Origin of the sequence: Burkholderia sp. AU16482, assembly GCF_002223285.1 — a bacterium.
GTDB classification, from domain to species: Bacteria; Pseudomonadota; Gammaproteobacteria; order Burkholderiales; family Burkholderiaceae; genus Burkholderia; species Burkholderia semiarida.
In genome coordinates, this window is sequence record NZ_NKEY01000003.1 from 1,657,778 (window position 1) to 1,672,527 (window position 14,750).

Here is a 14,750-nt window from a genome sequence, read left to right on the forward strand (position 1 = left end):
TCCCGCCCGTGGCCGGCCCGCTCAGCCACGCGCGTATTCGTCGTGACGGCGCCACCACGGGCCGGCCTCGTTGCGTCCGCGCGGCGCGCGATCGAGCCACTGATACATCCCCCACAATCCGTCGAGGCCGCGCGCGTAGGTCGAATACGTGTGATAGACGGCGCCGTCCTCGCGCACGAACGCGCTCATTCCCGGCCGATCGAGCGCATACGTGACCGGATCGGTGCCGCACGTGGCCGCGAACTGCACGACGGGCGCCGGCGGCGGATCCATGTCCATCGCATGGCCGGCCTTCGCATAGTTGTATTCGACGTCGCCCGCGCGCTGCTGCGCTTCGGTGAACGACACGTTGAAATCGAAGTTGAAATCGCTGCCGACCGACGACGCCCACGGGAACGTCCACCCCATCCGCTGCCGGTACGCGAGCAGTTTCGCGAGCGGCGCGCGCGACACGGCCGCGAGCGTCACGTCGTGATGCGCCAGATGCACGGCAAAGCCGTCGAAGCCGTCGGCGAGCGCGGAGCACGACGGGCAGCCCGCCTTGTAGTCGGGGCCGAACATGAAGTGATAGACGAGCAGTTGCGAACGGCCGCCAAACAGGTCGTCGAGCGTCGCCTGCCCTGCTTCGGTGTCGAACCGGTAGGTCTTGTCGACGCGCACCCACGGCAGCGCCTGGCGCTGCCGCGCGAGTTCGTCGCTGTGCCGCGTCAGCGCCTTTTCCGCGTCGAGCAGCGCGCGGCGCGCGGCCAGCCATTCGTCGCGGGTGCCGGTGAGATGGGTCGTCATGGTGGGGTCCTCCTTCCGATGGGTGTCCGGGCACGGCGTACGGGCCGTGTGCGTGGTGCTAGATTAGTGGCGGGCATCGGACCGAAGGGAGTGACAAGTGTGTCGGGATTCGAATGGATTCGCTGATCACGGCGGCCGCGCACGCGCTCGCGGCCGGTGACGCGCTCGGCGCGCTGAACCGCGTCGCGCTGCGCGACGATGCGCCGGCACTCGCGCTGCGCGGGATCGCGCTGGCGCAGCTCGGCGATTTCGAACGTGCACGGTCGCTCGTGCGCGGCGCCGCACGCGCATTCGGCGCGAAGGAAGCGGTCGCACGGGCGCGCTGCGTCGTCGCGGAAGCGGAAATCGCGCTCGCGTCGCGCGACCTGCGCTGGCCGACGCGCGCGCTCGACGCGGCCTGCGCGACGCTCGACGCGCATGGCGACCGCGCGAACGCCGCGCATGGCCGCTATCTCGGCGTCCGCCGCTTGCTGCTGATCGGCCATCTCGACGAGGCCGAGCGGCTGCTCGCGCATCTCGACCCCGCGCCGCTGCCGCCCGCGTCGCGCGCCGCCCATGAATTGATCGCGGCCGGCATCGCGATGCGCCGCATCCGCACGCACGCGGCCCGCGCGGCGCTCGACCGCGCACGGACAGCCGCCCGCGCCGCCGGCATCGCCGCGCTGGCGGCCGAGGTCGACACCGCGGCGCGCGTGCTCGACGCACCGGCCGCGCGGCTCATCGCGCGCGGCACGTCGCGGCTCGTGCCGCTCGACGAAGTCGAGACGCTGTTCGAGTCGAATGCGCTCGTCGTCGACGCGTGCCGCCACACGGTGCGCGATGCGCGCACGACCGTGTCGCTCGCGCGACGCCCGGTGTTGTTCGTGCTCGTCCGTGCACTTGGCGAGGCCTGGCCAGCCGACGTGTCGAGAAATGCGCTCGTCGCCGCCGCGTTCCGCGCGAAACAGGCCGACGAATCGCACCGCGCGCGGCTGCGTGTCGAGATCGGCCGGCTGCGCGCGGTGCTGCGCCCGCTCGCGAACGTCGTCGCGACGCCGCGCGGCTTCGCGCTCGAACCGCTCGGCGTGCGCGAAACCGTCGTCCTCGCGCGGCCGGTCGACGATCGCCATGCGGCCGTACTCGCGCTCCTCGCCGACGGCGAAGCGTGGTCGAGCTCCGCGCTGGCGCTCGCGCTCGGCGCGAGCCAGCGCACCGTGCAGCGCGCGCTCGATGCGCTCGCGCAAACCGGCAAGGTGCAGGCACTCGGCCGCGGACGCGCGCGCCGCTGGCTCACGCCGCCGCTGCCCGGATTCGCGACGACCTTGTTACTCCCGCTTGCGCTGCCGGGCGATTAGGATGGCCTCATCGAACGACGAGGTGACGAACATGAAGCGCTCCACCGCAGACATCCTTCACGAGTACGGCCCGTTTCCGGGCGTCGACGGCGTGCACGGCGTCACGTTCGACGGGCGGCACGTGTGGTACGCGTCCGGCGACAAGCTGAATGCGCTCGACCCCGAGCGCGGCACGATCGTCCGCTCGCTCGACGTCGCCGCGCACGCGGGCACGGCGTTCGACGGCCGCCACCTGTTCCAGATCGTCGAGGACCGCATCGAGAAGATCGACCCCGAATCGGGCCGCGTGCTCGCGACGATTCCGGCGCCCGGCGGCGGCGCCGATTCGGGGCTCGCGTGGGCGGAAGGCACGCTGTGGGTCGGCCAGTACCGCGAGCGCAAGATTCATCAGGTGGATCCGCAATCGGGCGCCGTGCTGCGCACGATCGAGTCGAACCGCTTCGTCACCGGCGTGACGTGGGTCGACGGCGAGCTGTGGCACGGCACGTGGGAAGCCGACCGCAGCGACCTGCGGCGCATCGATCCGCGCACGGGCGAAGTGCTCGAGCAGGTCGACATGCCGCCCGGCGTCGGCGTGTCGGGCCTCGAATCCGATGGCCGCGACCGCTTCTACTGCGGCGGCGGCAACAGCGGCAAGCTGCGTGCCGTGCGCCGCCCGACGCGCACGGATGCTGCCGGCGACGGCACGCGGCCAACCCCCGATTCGGCGGACGAATGATTCGCCGCCCGCCGAAGCCGCGTGACGGCCGCACCCGGCCGCGAGTGCAGGAATGAACAAGACGCCGCCGCGCCGGCATCGCTAAGATGCGCGCACCTCAGTCATTCGTTCGGAGCGGTCGATGCAGCGCGGCGTGGTGTACGGTGTCCTGGCAGGCGCCCTGTGGGGCATGGTGTTTCTGGTTCCGCGGCTGCTGACCGATTTCTCGCCGCTGCTGCTGAGCGCCGGCCGCTACACGATGTACGGCCTCGTGTCGCTCGCGGCCGCGCTGCCGGCCGCCCGCTCGCTGCTCGATCGGCTGACCCGCGCGGATCTCGTCGCACTGGTGAGGCTCGCCGTCATCGGCAACGTCGCGTACTACATGCTGCTGTCCGGCGCCGTGCACCTGATCGGCATCGCGCCCAGTTCGCTGATCGTCGGCGTGCTGCCGGTGACCGTCACGCTCGCGGGCCTCGGCGACCACGGCGCAATGCCGCTGCGGCGGCTCGCCGCCCCGCTCGCGCTTGTGATCGCGGGCATCGTGTGCATCAACGTCGATCTGTTTACGTCCGAAGCCGCGCACGCGACGACGCTCGCCCAGAAGCTTGCGGGTATCGCCTGCGCGGCGGGCGCGCTCGCGAGCTGGACCTGGTATGCGGTGGCAAACACACGCTACCTGCAGCGCCATCACCGCTTCGGCGGCAACGAATGGTCGGTGCTGTGGGGTGTCGTGACGGGCCTGATCGGCGGGCTCTGCTGGCTGGCGATCCTCGCGCTGCCCGCCGGGACGGTACAGGCGGCCGTCCCCGCCTCGCGCTGGCAATTGTTCTGGCTGCTGAACCTCGTGCTTGCGATCGGTGCGTCGTGGCTCGGTAACGGACTGTGGAATGCCGCGTCGAAGCGGCTGCCGCTCACGCTGTCGGGCCAGTTGATCGTGTTCGAAACCGTGTTCGCGATGCTGTATGCGTTCGTGTACGACCAGCGGATGCCGCGCGCACTCGAGATCGCCGCGCTCGTGCTGCTGCTCGCGGGCGTATACGGCTCGGTGCGACGGCACGGCGACACGCCGGGCGGCGCGCCCGCAAACGCAAACGCCGCGGCCCACTGAGCGCCGCGGCGCTTGATCAGATCAATCGGAACGAAAAGCGCGTCAGCGCGCGTCCTTGTGCATCCACTTGCGGCCCTCGATCGAGCCGTCGCGGCGCGATTTGTCGACACGCCGCTGGCGTGCGAGCTTCGGATCGACGATCAGCGGACGATAGATCTCGACGCGGTCGTGATCGACGAGCGGCGCATCGAGCGGCGCGAGCTTGCCGTAGACGCCCGTCTTCGCGTGCGCGAGATCGATCTCCGGGTGCAGCGCGAGCACGCCGCTCGCGTCGATGGCCGAGCGCACGGTCGCCCCTTCGGGCAGCGACAGCGGAATCAGCGTCTGGCGGTCCGGCAATGCGTAGCAGACTTCGATCGACAGCATCGCGTCACCCCTTTCCGTACCGCTGGTCCGCGCGCTTCACGAACGAATCGACGAACGTGTTCGCGATGTGGCTGAACACCGGCCCGATGATCTTTTCGAGCAGGATGCTCGAAAATTCGTAGTGCAGCGCGAATTCGATCTTGCACGCATCGGCGCGCAGCGGAATGAAGCGCCACGAACCCGTGAACTTCTTGAACGGCCCGTCCGCGAACTCCATGTCGATGCGGGTCGGGCGCTGCTGCGTGTTGCGCGTCGCGAAATGCTGCTTGATGCCCTTGAAGTTGATGTCGATGCGCGCTTCCATTCCGCTCTCGTCCTGACGGCGAATCTCGACACCGCCGCACCAGGGCAGGAAATTGGGGTAGTCGGCCACGTCGGTGACGAGGTCGAACATCTGTTCCGCCGAATGGCGAATCAATACGGTTTTCTGGACATCTGCCATAAATCGCGCGGCATCGCTGAAAGTGGAAACGCCAAGCCGGGCAATTGCCGCCCCGCTTTGCTAAAATCGTGATTTTAAACGAGTTGGCCCAATCCTTTCATGAGCATCATCGACAACAGGAAAGCGCACTTCGATTATCACATCGAGGAACGCTACGAAGCGGGGCTCGTGCTGGAGGGCTGGGAAGTCAAGGCGCTGCGCGCCGGACGCGGCCAGATCAAGGAAGGCTACGTCGTGGTGAAGAACGCCGAGATCTTTCTGATCGGGACCCATATCAGTCCGCTGCCCGAGGCTTCGACGCACATCAAGCCCGACCCGGTTCGCACGCGCAAGCTGCTGCTGCACCGCGAGGAAATCAAGAAACTGATCGGCAAGGTCGAGCAGCGCGGCTACACGCTCGTGCCGCTGAACTTCCACTACAAGGGCGGCCGCGTGAAGTGCGACATCGCACTCGCGAAAGGCAAGAAGCTGCACGACAAGCGCGAAACCGAAAAGAAGCGCGACTGGGAACGCGAGAAGGCGCGCATCATGCGCGCCGGCACCTGACGCCCACGCCATTCATCGCAAACGACACGGCCCGCTCGAAGCGGGCCGTGTCGCTTTGGACGTGGTGAATCGCACCGGCCGGTCGCGCGGCTGCGCGACGATTCGCCGCACGACGACGCGCACGCGGCAGCCGCGCGCGCGTCGAGATGGGGCTCAACCCTTCGCGCCCGACGCGGCGCCCGCGCTCTTGACGATCGTCAGCGCCGACGAGATCGCGGTGCCGAGATCCGACAGGTTCGACGGCACGATCAGCGTGTTGCCCTGCTTCGCGAGATTCGCGAACGCGCCGACATATTGCTCGGCGACCTTCAGGTTCACGGCATCCATCCCGCCTTGCGACTGGATCGCGCTCGCGATCTTCTGGATCGCCTGCGCGTTCGCCTCGGCCACCGCCAGAATCGCGGCGGCTTCGCCCTGCGCCTGGTTGATCGCGGCCTGCCGCTCGCCTTCGGACTTCTGGATCGCCGCTTCGCGCGCACCCGACGCGAGGTTGATCTGTTCCTGCTTGCGGCCTTCGGAGGCGGCGATCAGCGCGCGCTTTTCGCGCTCGGCGGTGATCTGCGCCTGCATCGCATGCAGGATTTCCTTCGGCGGCGTCAGGTCCTTGATCTCGTAGCGCAGCACCTTCACGCCCCAGTTCGCCGCGGCCTGATCGAGCGCCGACACGATGTTGTGGTTGATGAAATCGCGTTCCTCGAACGTCTTGTCGAGTTCGAGCTTGCCGACCACCGAGCGCAGCGTGGTTTGCGCGAGCTGCGTGATCGCCAGCACGAAGTTGCTCGACCCGTACGACGCCTTCATCGGATCGGTCACCTGGAAGTACAGCACGCCGTCCACCTGCAACTGCGTGTTGTCGCGCGTGATACAGACCTGGCTCGGCACGTCGAGCGGAATTTCCTTCAGTACGTGCCGGTACGCGATCCGATCGACGAACGGCAGCACGATATTGAGACCGGGCGACAGCGTCGCGTGGTAGCGCCCGAAGCGCTCGAGCACCCATGCATGCTGCTGCGGCACGATCTTCACCGTCTTCGACACGATCACGATCGCGATGACGAGCAGGACAACCCAGATGATCAGCGAATCCATGAAATATTCCCTCCTTGTTGTATTGGCGGACGATCAGCCCGCGGGTTTCGCCACGACCACGAGACAATTGCCGCGCACGGCGCTCACCTGGTACACGTGCGCATCGTCGCGCTCGCCGTGCGCGAGCTCGACGTCCCAGTCGGCGCCGCGATACTGCACGCGCGCGCGGCCGTCACGCCACGCGTCGACCGTGACGGTCGAGCCGATATCGAGATTGACGTCGGGATTCGCCGACGTGTCGCGCTTCTGCTTGCGGCCGAGCCCCGACCGGCGCAGCACGACCATCGCGACGATCGCCACCGCGGCCGCCGCGCCGAACTGCACGTGCGGCGCGAAGCCGGCCAGTTGCAGCAAGCCGCCCGCGAGAAAGCCGAGTGCGATCATCAACAGATAGAACGTGCCCGTCAGCAACTCGGCGACGACCAGCACGCCTACCCCGACCCACCAGAACAGATGCCCCGACATCATTGTGGTCTCCAGAAAAACGCCCCCGATGCTCACTATATTCGCCGCGCTTGCAACTGTACGAAGCGGTCGGCGCGCCAGGGGCGGCCGGCGCGTACCGACGAAAAAAAACACCCCGGTGCTTACCGGGGTGTTTATAGCATGAACCTTGCATTTTGCCTTCAACGAAAGCGCGGTGGACCGCCCTTTCGCCGAAGTTGCATGACGGATCGTTACTTCCGGTTGGCGAGCGCCTGCCACGTATCGATGATCGTGTCCGGGTTCAGCGAGATCGACGCGATGCCTTCGTCGGTCAGCCATTGCGCGAAATCCGGGTGATCGGACGGGCCCTGGCCGCAGATACCGACGTACTTGCCCATCTTGCGGCAGGTATCGATCGCACGCTTCAGCAGGAACTTGACGGCCGGGTCGCGTTCGTCGAAGTCGACTGCGAGCAGTTCCATGCCCGAATCGCGGTCGAGGCCGAGCGTGAGCTGCGTGAGGTCGTTCGAGCCGATCGAGAAACCGTCGAAGTGTTCCAGGAACTCTTCGGCGAGGATCGCGTTGGTCGGGACTTCGCACATCATCACGAGGCGCAGGCCGTTTTCGCCGCGCTTCAGGCCGAACTTCTCGAGCAGGCCGACGACGCGCTCCGCCTGCTTCACGGTCCGCACGAACGGCACCATGATCTCGACGTTGGTCAGGCCCATCTCGTCACGCACGCGCTTCAGTGCACGGCATTCCATCTCGAACGCCTGCGCGAAGTCGTCGGCGATGTAGCGCGACGCGCCGCGGAAGCCCAGCATCGGGTTTTCCTCGTCCGGCTCGTAGCGCGAACCGCCGATCAGCTTCTTGTACTCGTTCGACTTGAAGTCGGACAGACGCACGATCACGGGCTTCGGATAGAACGCCGCCGCGATCGTCGCGACGCCTTCCGTCAGCTTGTCGACGTAGAACTGACGCGGCGACGCGTGGCCGCGCGCGACGCTCTCGACCGCCTTCTTCAGGTCCTGGTCGATGTTCGGGTACTCGAGAATCGCCTTCGGGTGCACGCCGATGTTGTTGTTGATGATGAACTCGAGACGCGCGAGGCCAACACCACCGTTCGGCAGTTGCGAGAAGTCGAACGCGAGCTGCGGATTGCCGACGTTCATCATGATCTTGACCGGGATTTCCGGCAGTTCGCCGCGCTGCACTTCCGTGACTTCCGTCTCGAGCAGACCGTCGTAGATCTTGCCTTCGTCGCCTTCCGCGCACGACACGGTGACGAGCGCGCCGTCCTTCAGGATGTCGGTCGCATCGCCGCAGCCGACCACCGCCGGCACGCCGAGCTCACGCGCGATGATCGCCGCGTGGCAGGTGCGGCCGCCGCGGTTCGTGACGATCGCCGCCGCGCGCTTCATCACCGGCTCCCAGTTCGGGTCGGTCATGTCGGCCACCAGCACGTCGCCCGGCTGCACGCGTTCCATTTCCGACGGATCCTGGATCACGCGCACGGGGCCCGCACCGATCTTCTGGCCGATCGCACGGCCCGTCGCGAGCACCTGCGACTGACCCTTCAGCTTGAAGCGCTGCTCGGCCTTGCCGGATGCCTGGCTCTTCACCGTTTCCGGGCGTGCCTGCAGGATGAAGATCTTGCCGTCGCGGCCGTCCTTGCCCCACTCGATGTCCATCGGACGCTGGTAGTGCTTCTCGATGATGACCGCGTACTTCGCGAGCTCGATCACGTCTTCGTCGGTGATCGAGTAGCGGTTGCGCTGCTCGTGCGGCACGTCGACCGTCTTCACGCGGCCCGGCTCGCCCGGCTGCGTGAATTCCATCTTGATCAGCTTCGAGCCGATCGAGCGGCGGATGATCGGATACTTGTCCTGCGCGAGCGTCGTCTTGAACACGTAGAACTCGTCCGGGTTCACCGCGCCCTGCACGACGGTTTCGCCCAGGCCGTAGCTCGACGTGATGAACACGGCGTCCTTGAAGCCCGATTCGGTATCGATCGTGAACATCACGCCGGCGGCGCCGACGTCCGAGCGGACCATGCGCTGCACGCCGGCCGACAGCGCGACTTCGGCGTGCGTGAAGCCCTTGTGCACGCGGTACGAGATCGCGCGGTCGTTATACAGCGACGCGAACACGTGCTTCATGCGGTCGAGCACGTCGTCGATGCCGACGACGTTCAGATACGACTCCTGCTGGCCCGCGAACGATGCGTCGGGCAGGTCTTCCGCGGTCGCCGACGAGCGCACGGCGAACGACAGCTCGCTCGGCGAGCCGTTCTTCAGCACTTCGAACTGCGCGCGGATTTCCTGCTCGAGGCGCGGCTGCAGCGGCGCGTCGACGATCCACTTGCGGATTTCGGCACCGGCTTCGGCGAGCGCCTTCACGTCGTCGATGTCGAGCGACTCGAGACGCTTGGCGATGCGATCGGTGAGGTCGTTGTGCTTGAGGAAATCGCGGAATGCGAGCGCGGTCGTGGCGAAACCGGTGGGTACGCGAACGCCTGCTTCGGAAAGCTGGCTGATCATCTCGCCGAGCGACGCATTCTTGCCGCCCACGATTTCCACATCGGTCATCCGCAACTGCTCGAACGGAATTACATACGCCTGGTCCTTTGCGACGTTTGCTGCGTTAGTCATACAAGCCCCTAAGTGTGAAAAAAATGCTCGATCGCGCAAGTGGGCTCGAACGCGGGCGCTTGCAAAAAGGCGCGGCGCGTCTTGCGCAACCTGTTAGATAAGCACTCGCAGCGGCGAAAATGTTCCGACCCGATTTGCAAAAATCCCGGCAGAAGGGCGATATTTGCAGACAAATCGCCAGACTTGCCGGGAATTCTGGAATCGTGCGGCCCAGCTACGGGCCGCCGTTCGCGCCCCGCCCCGCAATTGCTTATCCAACAGGTTGCCGCTATTCTACCGTGCCGGCTGCCGGATGTGGCGCGACCTTGTCACTGCGTGTGGAGGCGAACCTCCAGCGGTCCGCGCAACCGCCCTTCACGCTCGACGTCCAGATTCATGCTGCCTACCGTATTCATCGTCTCCGACGGCACCGGGATCACTGCCGAAACCTTCGCGCACTCGATCCTCTCCCAGTTCGACCAGAAATTCCGCCTCGTGCGCGTGCCGTTCGTCGACTCGCTCGACAAGGCCTACGCGACCGTTGAGAAAATCAACGAGGCCGCCGTGCACGACGGCCGTCGCGCGATCGTGTTCACGACGCTCGTGGACAGCGAGTCGAACGACATCGTCAAACGCTCGAACGCGCTCGTGCTCGACATGTTCCAGCGCTTCGTCGAACCGCTCGAGCAGGAACTGGAGCTCAAGTCGAGCCACGCGATGGGCCGCGGCCACCAGAACGCGGACACCGAGGAATACAAGACGCGGATCGAGGCGATCAACTTCTCGCTCGCGCACGACGACGGCCAGTCGAACCGCAACCTGTCGGAGGCCGACGTGATCCTGGTCGGCGTGTCGCGCAGCGGCAAGACGCCGACGAGCCTGTACCTCGCGATGCAGTACGGCGTGAAGGCCGCCAACTATCCGCTGATTCCGGAGGATTTCGAACGCGGCAAGCTGCCGTCGGCGCTGGCGCCGTACAGCGAGAAGCTGTTCGGGCTGTCGATCGACCCGCAGCGCCTGTCGGAGATCCGCAACGAACGCCGGCCCGGCAGCAAGTACGCGGCGCCCGAGAACTGCCGCTACGAGATCAACGAGGCCGAGGCGATGATGCGCCGCGAGGGGATCAAGTGGCTGTCGTCGACGCACAAGTCGATCGAGGAAATCGCGACGACGATCCTGCAGGAAATCCGCCTCGACCGGCAGTCGTACTGAGCGCGGATGCGCGGGCGGCTGTCCAGCCGCCGCCGAAAGCAACAAGGCCGCGTCGAACGCGGCCTTGTTTCGTTTTACGGTAATTCATTGCGCGCGTGCGGCGTCACGCGGGCCGCTGCTGCCGCACCTGCTCGAACAGGCACACCGCGGCGGCGGCCGCGACGTTCAGCGACTCCATCCCGCCCGGCTGCGGAATCGTCACGCGATGCGTGGCCGCGTCGCGCCAGAATGCCGACACGCCGGCGCCTTCGTTGCCGAACACCCATGCGACGGGCCCCGACAGATCGCAGTCGTAAACCGCGCGCGCGCCGTGCGAATCGGTCAGCGCGACCGGTACGTCGAGGCGTTCGGCAAGCGTCGCGGCTTCGACGTCCTCATGGATCGACAACAGGAAATGCGCGCCCATGCCCGAGCGCAGCACCTTCGACGACCACGCATAGGCCGTCCCCGGCGCGCAGAACACGTGACGCACGCCGGCCGCCGCCGCGCTGCGCAGGATCGAGCCGACGTTGCCGGCATCCTGCACGCCGTCGAGCACGACCGACGTATGCGTCACGCGCGCGGGCAGCGGGTGCGCCGGCCGGTCGACCAGCAGCAGGAAGCCGACGCCGTTGACGACGTTGGACAACTGCCCGAACAGCGCGTCCGGCAGCGAGACGACCCGCTGCGCGTCGATGCGCGCGACGATCGCCTGCGCCTCCGCGTGGCCGAGCGCGCCTTCGGTCGTGACGCACAGCTCCGGCGTCGCGCCCGTATCGAGGTACGCGCTCGCGAGATGGAAACCTTCGAGCAGCGCCTGGCCGCTGCGGCGCTGCTGGGGCGTCGAACCCGCGAGCGCCTTCAGGCGCTTGTACAGCGGGTTGTCGCGGGAAGTGATGCTTTTCATCGAATCAGATCGAGCGCCGCACGAACCGGCGCGAACGAGCGCCGGTGCGCTTCGCACGGGCCGTGCTCGCGCAGTGCGGCAAGATGTTTCGCGGTGCCGTAGCCTGCATGTACGTTGAAGCCGTACACCGGGAAGCGTTCGTGCAGGTCGACCAGCATGCGGTCGCGCGTGACCTTCGCGAGGATCGACGCGGCCGAGATGCTCGGCACGAGCGCGTCGCCGCTGACGATCGCCTCGGCGCGCACGCTCAGCGTCGGGCAACGGTTGCCGTCGATCTGCGCAAGCGTCGGCAGCACCGACAGGCCTTCGACGGCCCGCTTCATCGCGAGCATCGTCGCGTGCAGGATGTTCAGCGTATCGATCTCGTCGACACTCGCCGACGCGACGCAATACGCGTGCGAACGCGCGACGATCAGTTCGTACAGCATGTCGCGCTTCTTCGCGGACAGCGCTTTCGAATCGTCGAGCCCGTCGATCGGCCGAGCCGGATCGAGGATCACCGCGGCGGCCACCACCGGCCCCGCGAGCGGGCCGCGGCCGGCTTCGTCGACGCCGCAGACGATCTCGTCCGGGCGGCTGAAATCGAAACCGCCCTGCACGTCGCCCGACGCGCGGCGGCGTGGCGCACGGACTGCGGTCATGCGCGCCCCTTGCGTTGTTCGAGCACGCGCACGACGGCCTCGGCCGCCTTCGCGGCCGTGTTCTGCCGCAGCGAAAGATGCATTTCGGTAAACACTTCGGTCAGCGTGCGGCGGTTCGCGTCGTCGCGCAGCTGCGTGAGCGTCGCATCGGCGAGCGCCTCGGGCGTCGCGAAATGCTGCAGCAGCTCGGGCACGACGAAGCGCCCCGCCAGGATGTTCGGCAGGCCGACATACGGCAGGTAGCCCTGCCGGCGCATGATCTGCCCGGTCAGCCAGGGCACCTTGTACGAGATCACCATCGGCTTTTTCAGCAGCGCGGCTTCCAGCGTGACGGTGCCGCTCTTCACGAGGATCGCGTCGGCGGCCGTCATCGCGACCTGCGAACGGCCGTCGGTGATCGTCAACGCGAGCTGCGGATGTGCGTCGACGAGCGGCTGCAGCAGTTCGCGCAGCGCGGGCGTCGCGGCCGGCATCACGAACCGCACGCCGGGCTCGCGCTGCTGCATCAGCGCCATCGCCGCGAAGAACGTCGGGCCGATCAGCGCGATCTCCGAGCGCCGGCTGCCCGGCAGCACCGCGATCACGGGGCCGTCGGCCGGCAGGCCGAGCGCAATGCGCGCGCCGTGCGTATCGGGTTCGAGCGGGATTTCATCGGCGAGCGGATGACCGACGTAGGTCGATGCGACGCCGGCCTTGTCGAGGATCGCCGGTTCGAACGGGAACAGGCACAGCATGTGGTCGACGGATTTCGCGATCTTCTTGATCCGGCCGCCGCGCCACGCCCAGATCGACGGGCACACGAAGTGGATCGACGGGATGCCCGCGTCGCGCGCGGCCTGTTCGACGTTGAAGTTGAAATCGGGCGCGTCGACGCCGATGAACGCGTCCGGCCGCTCGGCGAGCAGTTGGCGCTTCAGTTCGCCGCGAATCCGCAGGATCTCGGGAATCTGGCCCAGCGCCTCGACATAGCCGCGCACGGTCAGCTTGTCCATCTGCCAGTGCGAGTCGAAGCCCTGCGCGATCATGCGCTGCCCGCCGATCCCGTAATACTGGGCCGATTCGGGCAGCCGCTCGCGCAGGCCGCCGAGCAGCGAGGCCGCGAGCAGGTCGCCCGACGGTTCGCCGGCCACCATCGCGAGCCGGAGCTGGTTGGTCGGAAGCGGCATCGCTTAGCGGATGATGCCGCGTTGCGACGCGTCGATGAACTCGACGAGCGCCTTCACCGGTGCATCGCCGTCGCCGCCCGCTTCCGCGAGCTCGCGCAGTTGCACCTTCGCTTCCTCGAGCGACAGGCTGTTCTTGTACAGCACGCGGTACGCGCTGCGCAGCGCCGAGATCGCGTCGGCCGAGAAGCCGCGCCGGCGCAGCCCTTCGACGTTGATCCCGTGCGGCTCGGCCTTGTTGCCCGCCGCGATCACGAACGGCGGGATGTCCTGCACGAGCGCCGACGCGCCGCCCAGCATCGAATGCGCGCCGATGCGCACGAACTGGTGCACGCCCGACATGCCGCCGATGATCGCAAAGTCGCCGATCTCGACGTGGCCGGCCATCTGCGCGTTGCTCGACAGGATCACGTTGTTGCCGACGCGGCAGTCGTGGCCGATGTGCACGTAGGCCATGATCCAGTTGTCGTCGCCGAGCGTCGTCACGCCGACGTCCTGCACGGTGCCCGTGTGGATCGTCGTGAATTCGCGGATCGTGTTGCGGTTGCCGATCACGAGCTTCGTCGGCTCGTCCTTGTACTTCATGTCCTGCGGACGCCCGCCGACCGACGCGTAATGGCCGATGCGGTTGTCCTCGCCGAGCGTCGTATGGCCTTCGATCACGCTGTGCGAGCCGATCGTCGTGCGCGCGCCGATCGTGACGTGCGGGCCGACGATCGCGTACGGGCCGATCTCGACCGATTCGTCGATCTGCGCGCCCGGCTCGACGATCGCGGTAGGATGAATCCTGGTCATGCGCCGTTGCCTCTCGATATGATGTGTCGCGTTGCTCGCGTTATGTTGCCCATGCGTGCCGCGTCGCTCAGGGCGCCGCGTCGGCCGTCTTGACCGTGCACATCAGCTCGGCTTCCGCCGCGACCTTGCCGTCGACTTCCGCCACCGCCTTGAACTTCCAGATGCCGCGAATGTAGCGCTCGAACGTCACGTTCAGGATCAGCTGGTCGCCCGGTTCGACCACGCGCTTGAAGCGCGCACCGTCGATCCCGACGAAGTAGTACAGCGTGTTCTCCGGATCCTTCGGCTGCTCTTCCGCGAACGTCAGCAGCGCCGCGGCCTGTGCGAGCGCCTCGAGGATCAGCACGCCCGGCATCACCGGCCGCTTCGGGAAATGCCCCTGGAAGAACGGCTCGTTGATCGACACGTTCTTCAGCGCTTTGATCCCTTTGTGCGGTTCGAGTTCGAGCACGCGGTCGACGAGCAGAATCGGGTAGCGATGCGGCAGCAGCGTGAGGATCTTGTGGATGTCGAGATTGATTTTTTCAGTGCTCATGATGGTTCGTCTCACGCAGAGGCTGCGCGGTGGTGATGCAAAGGCTGAAGCGGGCCGCCGCGCGGCCCAGTCTGGCAAACCGGGCCGGTTGCGC

General features: G+C 66.9%; 16 protein-coding genes. 5 read left to right on the forward strand and 11 right to left on the reverse strand.

Annotated elements, in window-relative coordinates:
* Positions 1 to 21 precede the first annotated feature (21 nt).
* Positions 22 to 786: a DUF899 domain-containing protein gene (locus CFB35_RS10290; RefSeq protein WP_059573712.1), complete on the reverse strand. Its 765-nt coding sequence runs from the start codon at positions 784 to 786 to the stop codon at positions 22 to 24.
* A 113-nt stretch (positions 787 to 899) separates the two neighbouring features.
* Here CFB35_RS10290 and CFB35_RS10295 point away from each other — a divergent pair, with 113 nt between their 5' ends.
* The 3 genes from CFB35_RS10295 to CFB35_RS10305 all read left to right on the forward strand — a co-directional run bounded on the left by CFB35_RS10295 (position 900) and on the right by CFB35_RS10305 (position 3,925).
* Positions 900 to 2,120 (forward strand): helix-turn-helix domain-containing protein, encoded by a 1,221-nt coding sequence (locus CFB35_RS10295; RefSeq protein ID WP_089464908.1) that lies wholly within the window; start codon positions 900 to 902, stop codon positions 2,118 to 2,120.
* 31 nt (positions 2,121 to 2,151) lie between these two features.
* A complete protein-coding gene (locus tag CFB35_RS10300; RefSeq protein ID WP_059573731.1) occupies positions 2,152 to 2,838 on the forward strand; it encodes a glutaminyl-peptide cyclotransferase in 687 nt (228 codons plus the stop codon).
* A gap of 121 nt (positions 2,839 to 2,959) precedes the next feature.
* Positions 2,960 to 3,925: a DMT family transporter gene (locus CFB35_RS10305; protein WP_059573710.1), complete on the forward strand. Its 966-nt coding sequence runs from the start codon at positions 2,960 to 2,962 to the stop codon at positions 3,923 to 3,925.
* 42 nt (positions 3,926 to 3,967) lie between these two features.
* On the opposite strand, the gene CFB35_RS10310 is transcribed toward CFB35_RS10305, so the two are convergent.
* Complete coding sequence (locus CFB35_RS10310) at positions 3,968 to 4,291, reverse strand: RnfH family protein (RefSeq protein WP_050012887.1); 324 nt, start codon at positions 4,289 to 4,291, stop codon at positions 3,968 to 3,970.
* A gap of 4 nt (positions 4,292 to 4,295) precedes the next feature.
* Positions 4,296 to 4,733: a type II toxin-antitoxin system RatA family toxin gene (locus CFB35_RS10315; protein ID WP_006483809.1), complete on the reverse strand. Its 438-nt coding sequence runs from the start codon at positions 4,731 to 4,733 to the stop codon at positions 4,296 to 4,298.
* Positions 4,734 to 4,832: 99 nt separating this feature from the next.
* Here CFB35_RS10315 and smpB point away from each other — a divergent pair, with 99 nt between their 5' ends.
* The gene (smpB, locus tag CFB35_RS10320) at positions 4,833 to 5,279 is read left to right on the forward strand and encodes an SsrA-binding protein SmpB (RefSeq protein WP_006478511.1); all 447 of its coding nucleotides are present in this window, start codon (positions 4,833 to 4,835) and stop codon (positions 5,277 to 5,279) included.
* 153 nt (positions 5,280 to 5,432) lie between these two features.
* On the opposite strand, the gene CFB35_RS10325 is transcribed toward smpB, so the two are convergent.
* From CFB35_RS10325 to ppsA, 3 genes are all read right to left on the reverse strand, one after another.
* On the reverse strand, positions 5,433 to 6,368 hold the full coding sequence (locus CFB35_RS10325; RefSeq protein ID WP_059573709.1) for an SPFH domain-containing protein: 936 nt from the start codon (positions 6,366 to 6,368) through the stop codon (positions 5,433 to 5,435).
* A 33-nt stretch (positions 6,369 to 6,401) separates the two neighbouring features.
* Complete coding sequence (locus CFB35_RS10330; protein ID WP_059573708.1) at positions 6,402 to 6,836, reverse strand: NfeD family protein; 435 nt, start codon at positions 6,834 to 6,836, stop codon at positions 6,402 to 6,404.
* Between the two features lie 209 nt (positions 6,837 to 7,045).
* Positions 7,046 to 9,445 (reverse strand): phosphoenolpyruvate synthase, encoded by a 2,400-nt coding sequence (ppsA, locus tag CFB35_RS10335; protein ID WP_059573707.1) that lies wholly within the window; start codon positions 9,443 to 9,445, stop codon positions 7,046 to 7,048.
* A gap of 375 nt (positions 9,446 to 9,820) precedes the next feature.
* Between ppsA and CFB35_RS10345 the strand changes: the two genes are divergently transcribed.
* Positions 9,821 to 10,636: a pyruvate, water dikinase regulatory protein gene (locus tag CFB35_RS10345; protein ID WP_011549549.1), complete on the forward strand. Its 816-nt coding sequence runs from the start codon at positions 9,821 to 9,823 to the stop codon at positions 10,634 to 10,636.
* Positions 10,637 to 10,739: 103 nt separating this feature from the next.
* Here CFB35_RS10345 and CFB35_RS10350 read toward each other — a convergent pair whose 3' ends face one another.
* The 5 genes from CFB35_RS10350 to fabZ all read right to left on the reverse strand — a co-directional run bounded on the left by CFB35_RS10350 (position 10,740) and on the right by fabZ (position 14,656).
* Positions 10,740 to 11,522: an RNA methyltransferase gene (locus CFB35_RS10350; protein WP_059573706.1), complete on the reverse strand. Its 783-nt coding sequence runs from the start codon at positions 11,520 to 11,522 to the stop codon at positions 10,740 to 10,742.
* Positions 11,519 to 12,163 (reverse strand): ribonuclease HII, encoded by a 645-nt coding sequence (rnhB, locus tag CFB35_RS10355; protein ID WP_089464909.1) that lies wholly within the window; start codon positions 12,161 to 12,163, stop codon positions 11,519 to 11,521. The genes CFB35_RS10350 and rnhB overlap by 4 nt, the downstream gene beginning before the upstream one ends.
* The gene (gene lpxB / locus CFB35_RS10360; protein WP_043888491.1) at positions 12,160 to 13,329 is read right to left on the reverse strand and encodes a lipid-A-disaccharide synthase; all 1,170 of its coding nucleotides are present in this window, start codon (positions 13,327 to 13,329) and stop codon (positions 12,160 to 12,162) included. Before lpxB ends, rnhB begins: the two co-directional genes overlap by 4 nt.
* Before the next feature lie 3 nt (positions 13,330 to 13,332).
* Entirely contained in the window at positions 13,333 to 14,121 is a 789-nt protein-coding gene (lpxA, locus tag CFB35_RS10365) for an acyl-ACP--UDP-N-acetylglucosamine O-acyltransferase (RefSeq protein ID WP_059573703.1), read from the reverse strand.
* A 67-nt stretch (positions 14,122 to 14,188) separates the two neighbouring features.
* Positions 14,189 to 14,656, reverse strand: coding sequence for a 3-hydroxyacyl-ACP dehydratase FabZ (fabZ, locus tag CFB35_RS10370; protein WP_006495559.1), 468 nt, complete (start codon positions 14,654 to 14,656; stop codon positions 14,189 to 14,191).
* Between the last annotated feature and the right edge of the window lie 94 nt (positions 14,657 to 14,750).

Excerpts from the sequence above, each read along its gene's own strand:
- CFB35_RS10290 (WP_059573712.1), bottom strand. The coding sequence starts at position 786 with ATGACGACCCATCTCACCGGCACCCGCGACGAATGGCTGGCCGCGCGC.
- CFB35_RS10295 (WP_089464908.1), top strand. The coding sequence starts at position 900 with ATGGATTCGCTGATCACGGCGGCCGCGCACGCGCTCGCGGCCGGTGAC.
- CFB35_RS10300 (WP_059573731.1), top strand. The coding sequence starts at position 2,152 with ATGAAGCGCTCCACCGCAGACATCCTTCACGAGTACGGCCCGTTTCCG.
- CFB35_RS10305 (WP_059573710.1), top strand. The coding sequence starts at position 2,960 with ATGCAGCGCGGCGTGGTGTACGGTGTCCTGGCAGGCGCCCTGTGGGGC.
- CFB35_RS10310 (WP_050012887.1), bottom strand. The coding sequence starts at position 4,291 with ATGCTGTCGATCGAAGTCTGCTACGCATTGCCGGACCGCCAGACGCTG.
- CFB35_RS10315 (WP_006483809.1), bottom strand. The coding sequence starts at position 4,733 with ATGGCAGATGTCCAGAAAACCGTATTGATTCGCCATTCGGCGGAACAG.
- smpB (WP_006478511.1), top strand. The coding sequence starts at position 4,833 with ATGAGCATCATCGACAACAGGAAAGCGCACTTCGATTATCACATCGAG.
- CFB35_RS10325 (WP_059573709.1), bottom strand. The coding sequence starts at position 6,368 with ATGGATTCGCTGATCATCTGGGTTGTCCTGCTCGTCATCGCGATCGTG.
- CFB35_RS10330 (WP_059573708.1), bottom strand. The coding sequence starts at position 6,836 with ATGATGTCGGGGCATCTGTTCTGGTGGGTCGGGGTAGGCGTGCTGGTC.
- ppsA (WP_059573707.1), bottom strand. The coding sequence starts at position 9,445 with ATGACTAACGCAGCAAACGTCGCAAAGGACCAGGCGTATGTAATTCCG.
- CFB35_RS10345 (WP_011549549.1), top strand. The coding sequence starts at position 9,821 with ATGCTGCCTACCGTATTCATCGTCTCCGACGGCACCGGGATCACTGCC.
- CFB35_RS10350 (WP_059573706.1), bottom strand. The coding sequence starts at position 11,522 with ATGAAAAGCATCACTTCCCGCGACAACCCGCTGTACAAGCGCCTGAAG.
- rnhB (WP_089464909.1), bottom strand. The coding sequence starts at position 12,163 with ATGACCGCAGTCCGTGCGCCACGCCGCCGCGCGTCGGGCGACGTGCAG.
- lpxB (WP_043888491.1), bottom strand. The coding sequence starts at position 13,329 with ATGCCGCTTCCGACCAACCAGCTCCGGCTCGCGATGGTGGCCGGCGAA.
- lpxA (WP_059573703.1), bottom strand. The coding sequence starts at position 14,121 with ATGACCAGGATTCATCCTACCGCGATCGTCGAGCCGGGCGCGCAGATC.
- fabZ (WP_006495559.1), bottom strand. The coding sequence starts at position 14,656 with ATGAGCACTGAAAAAATCAATCTCGACATCCACAAGATCCTCACGCTG.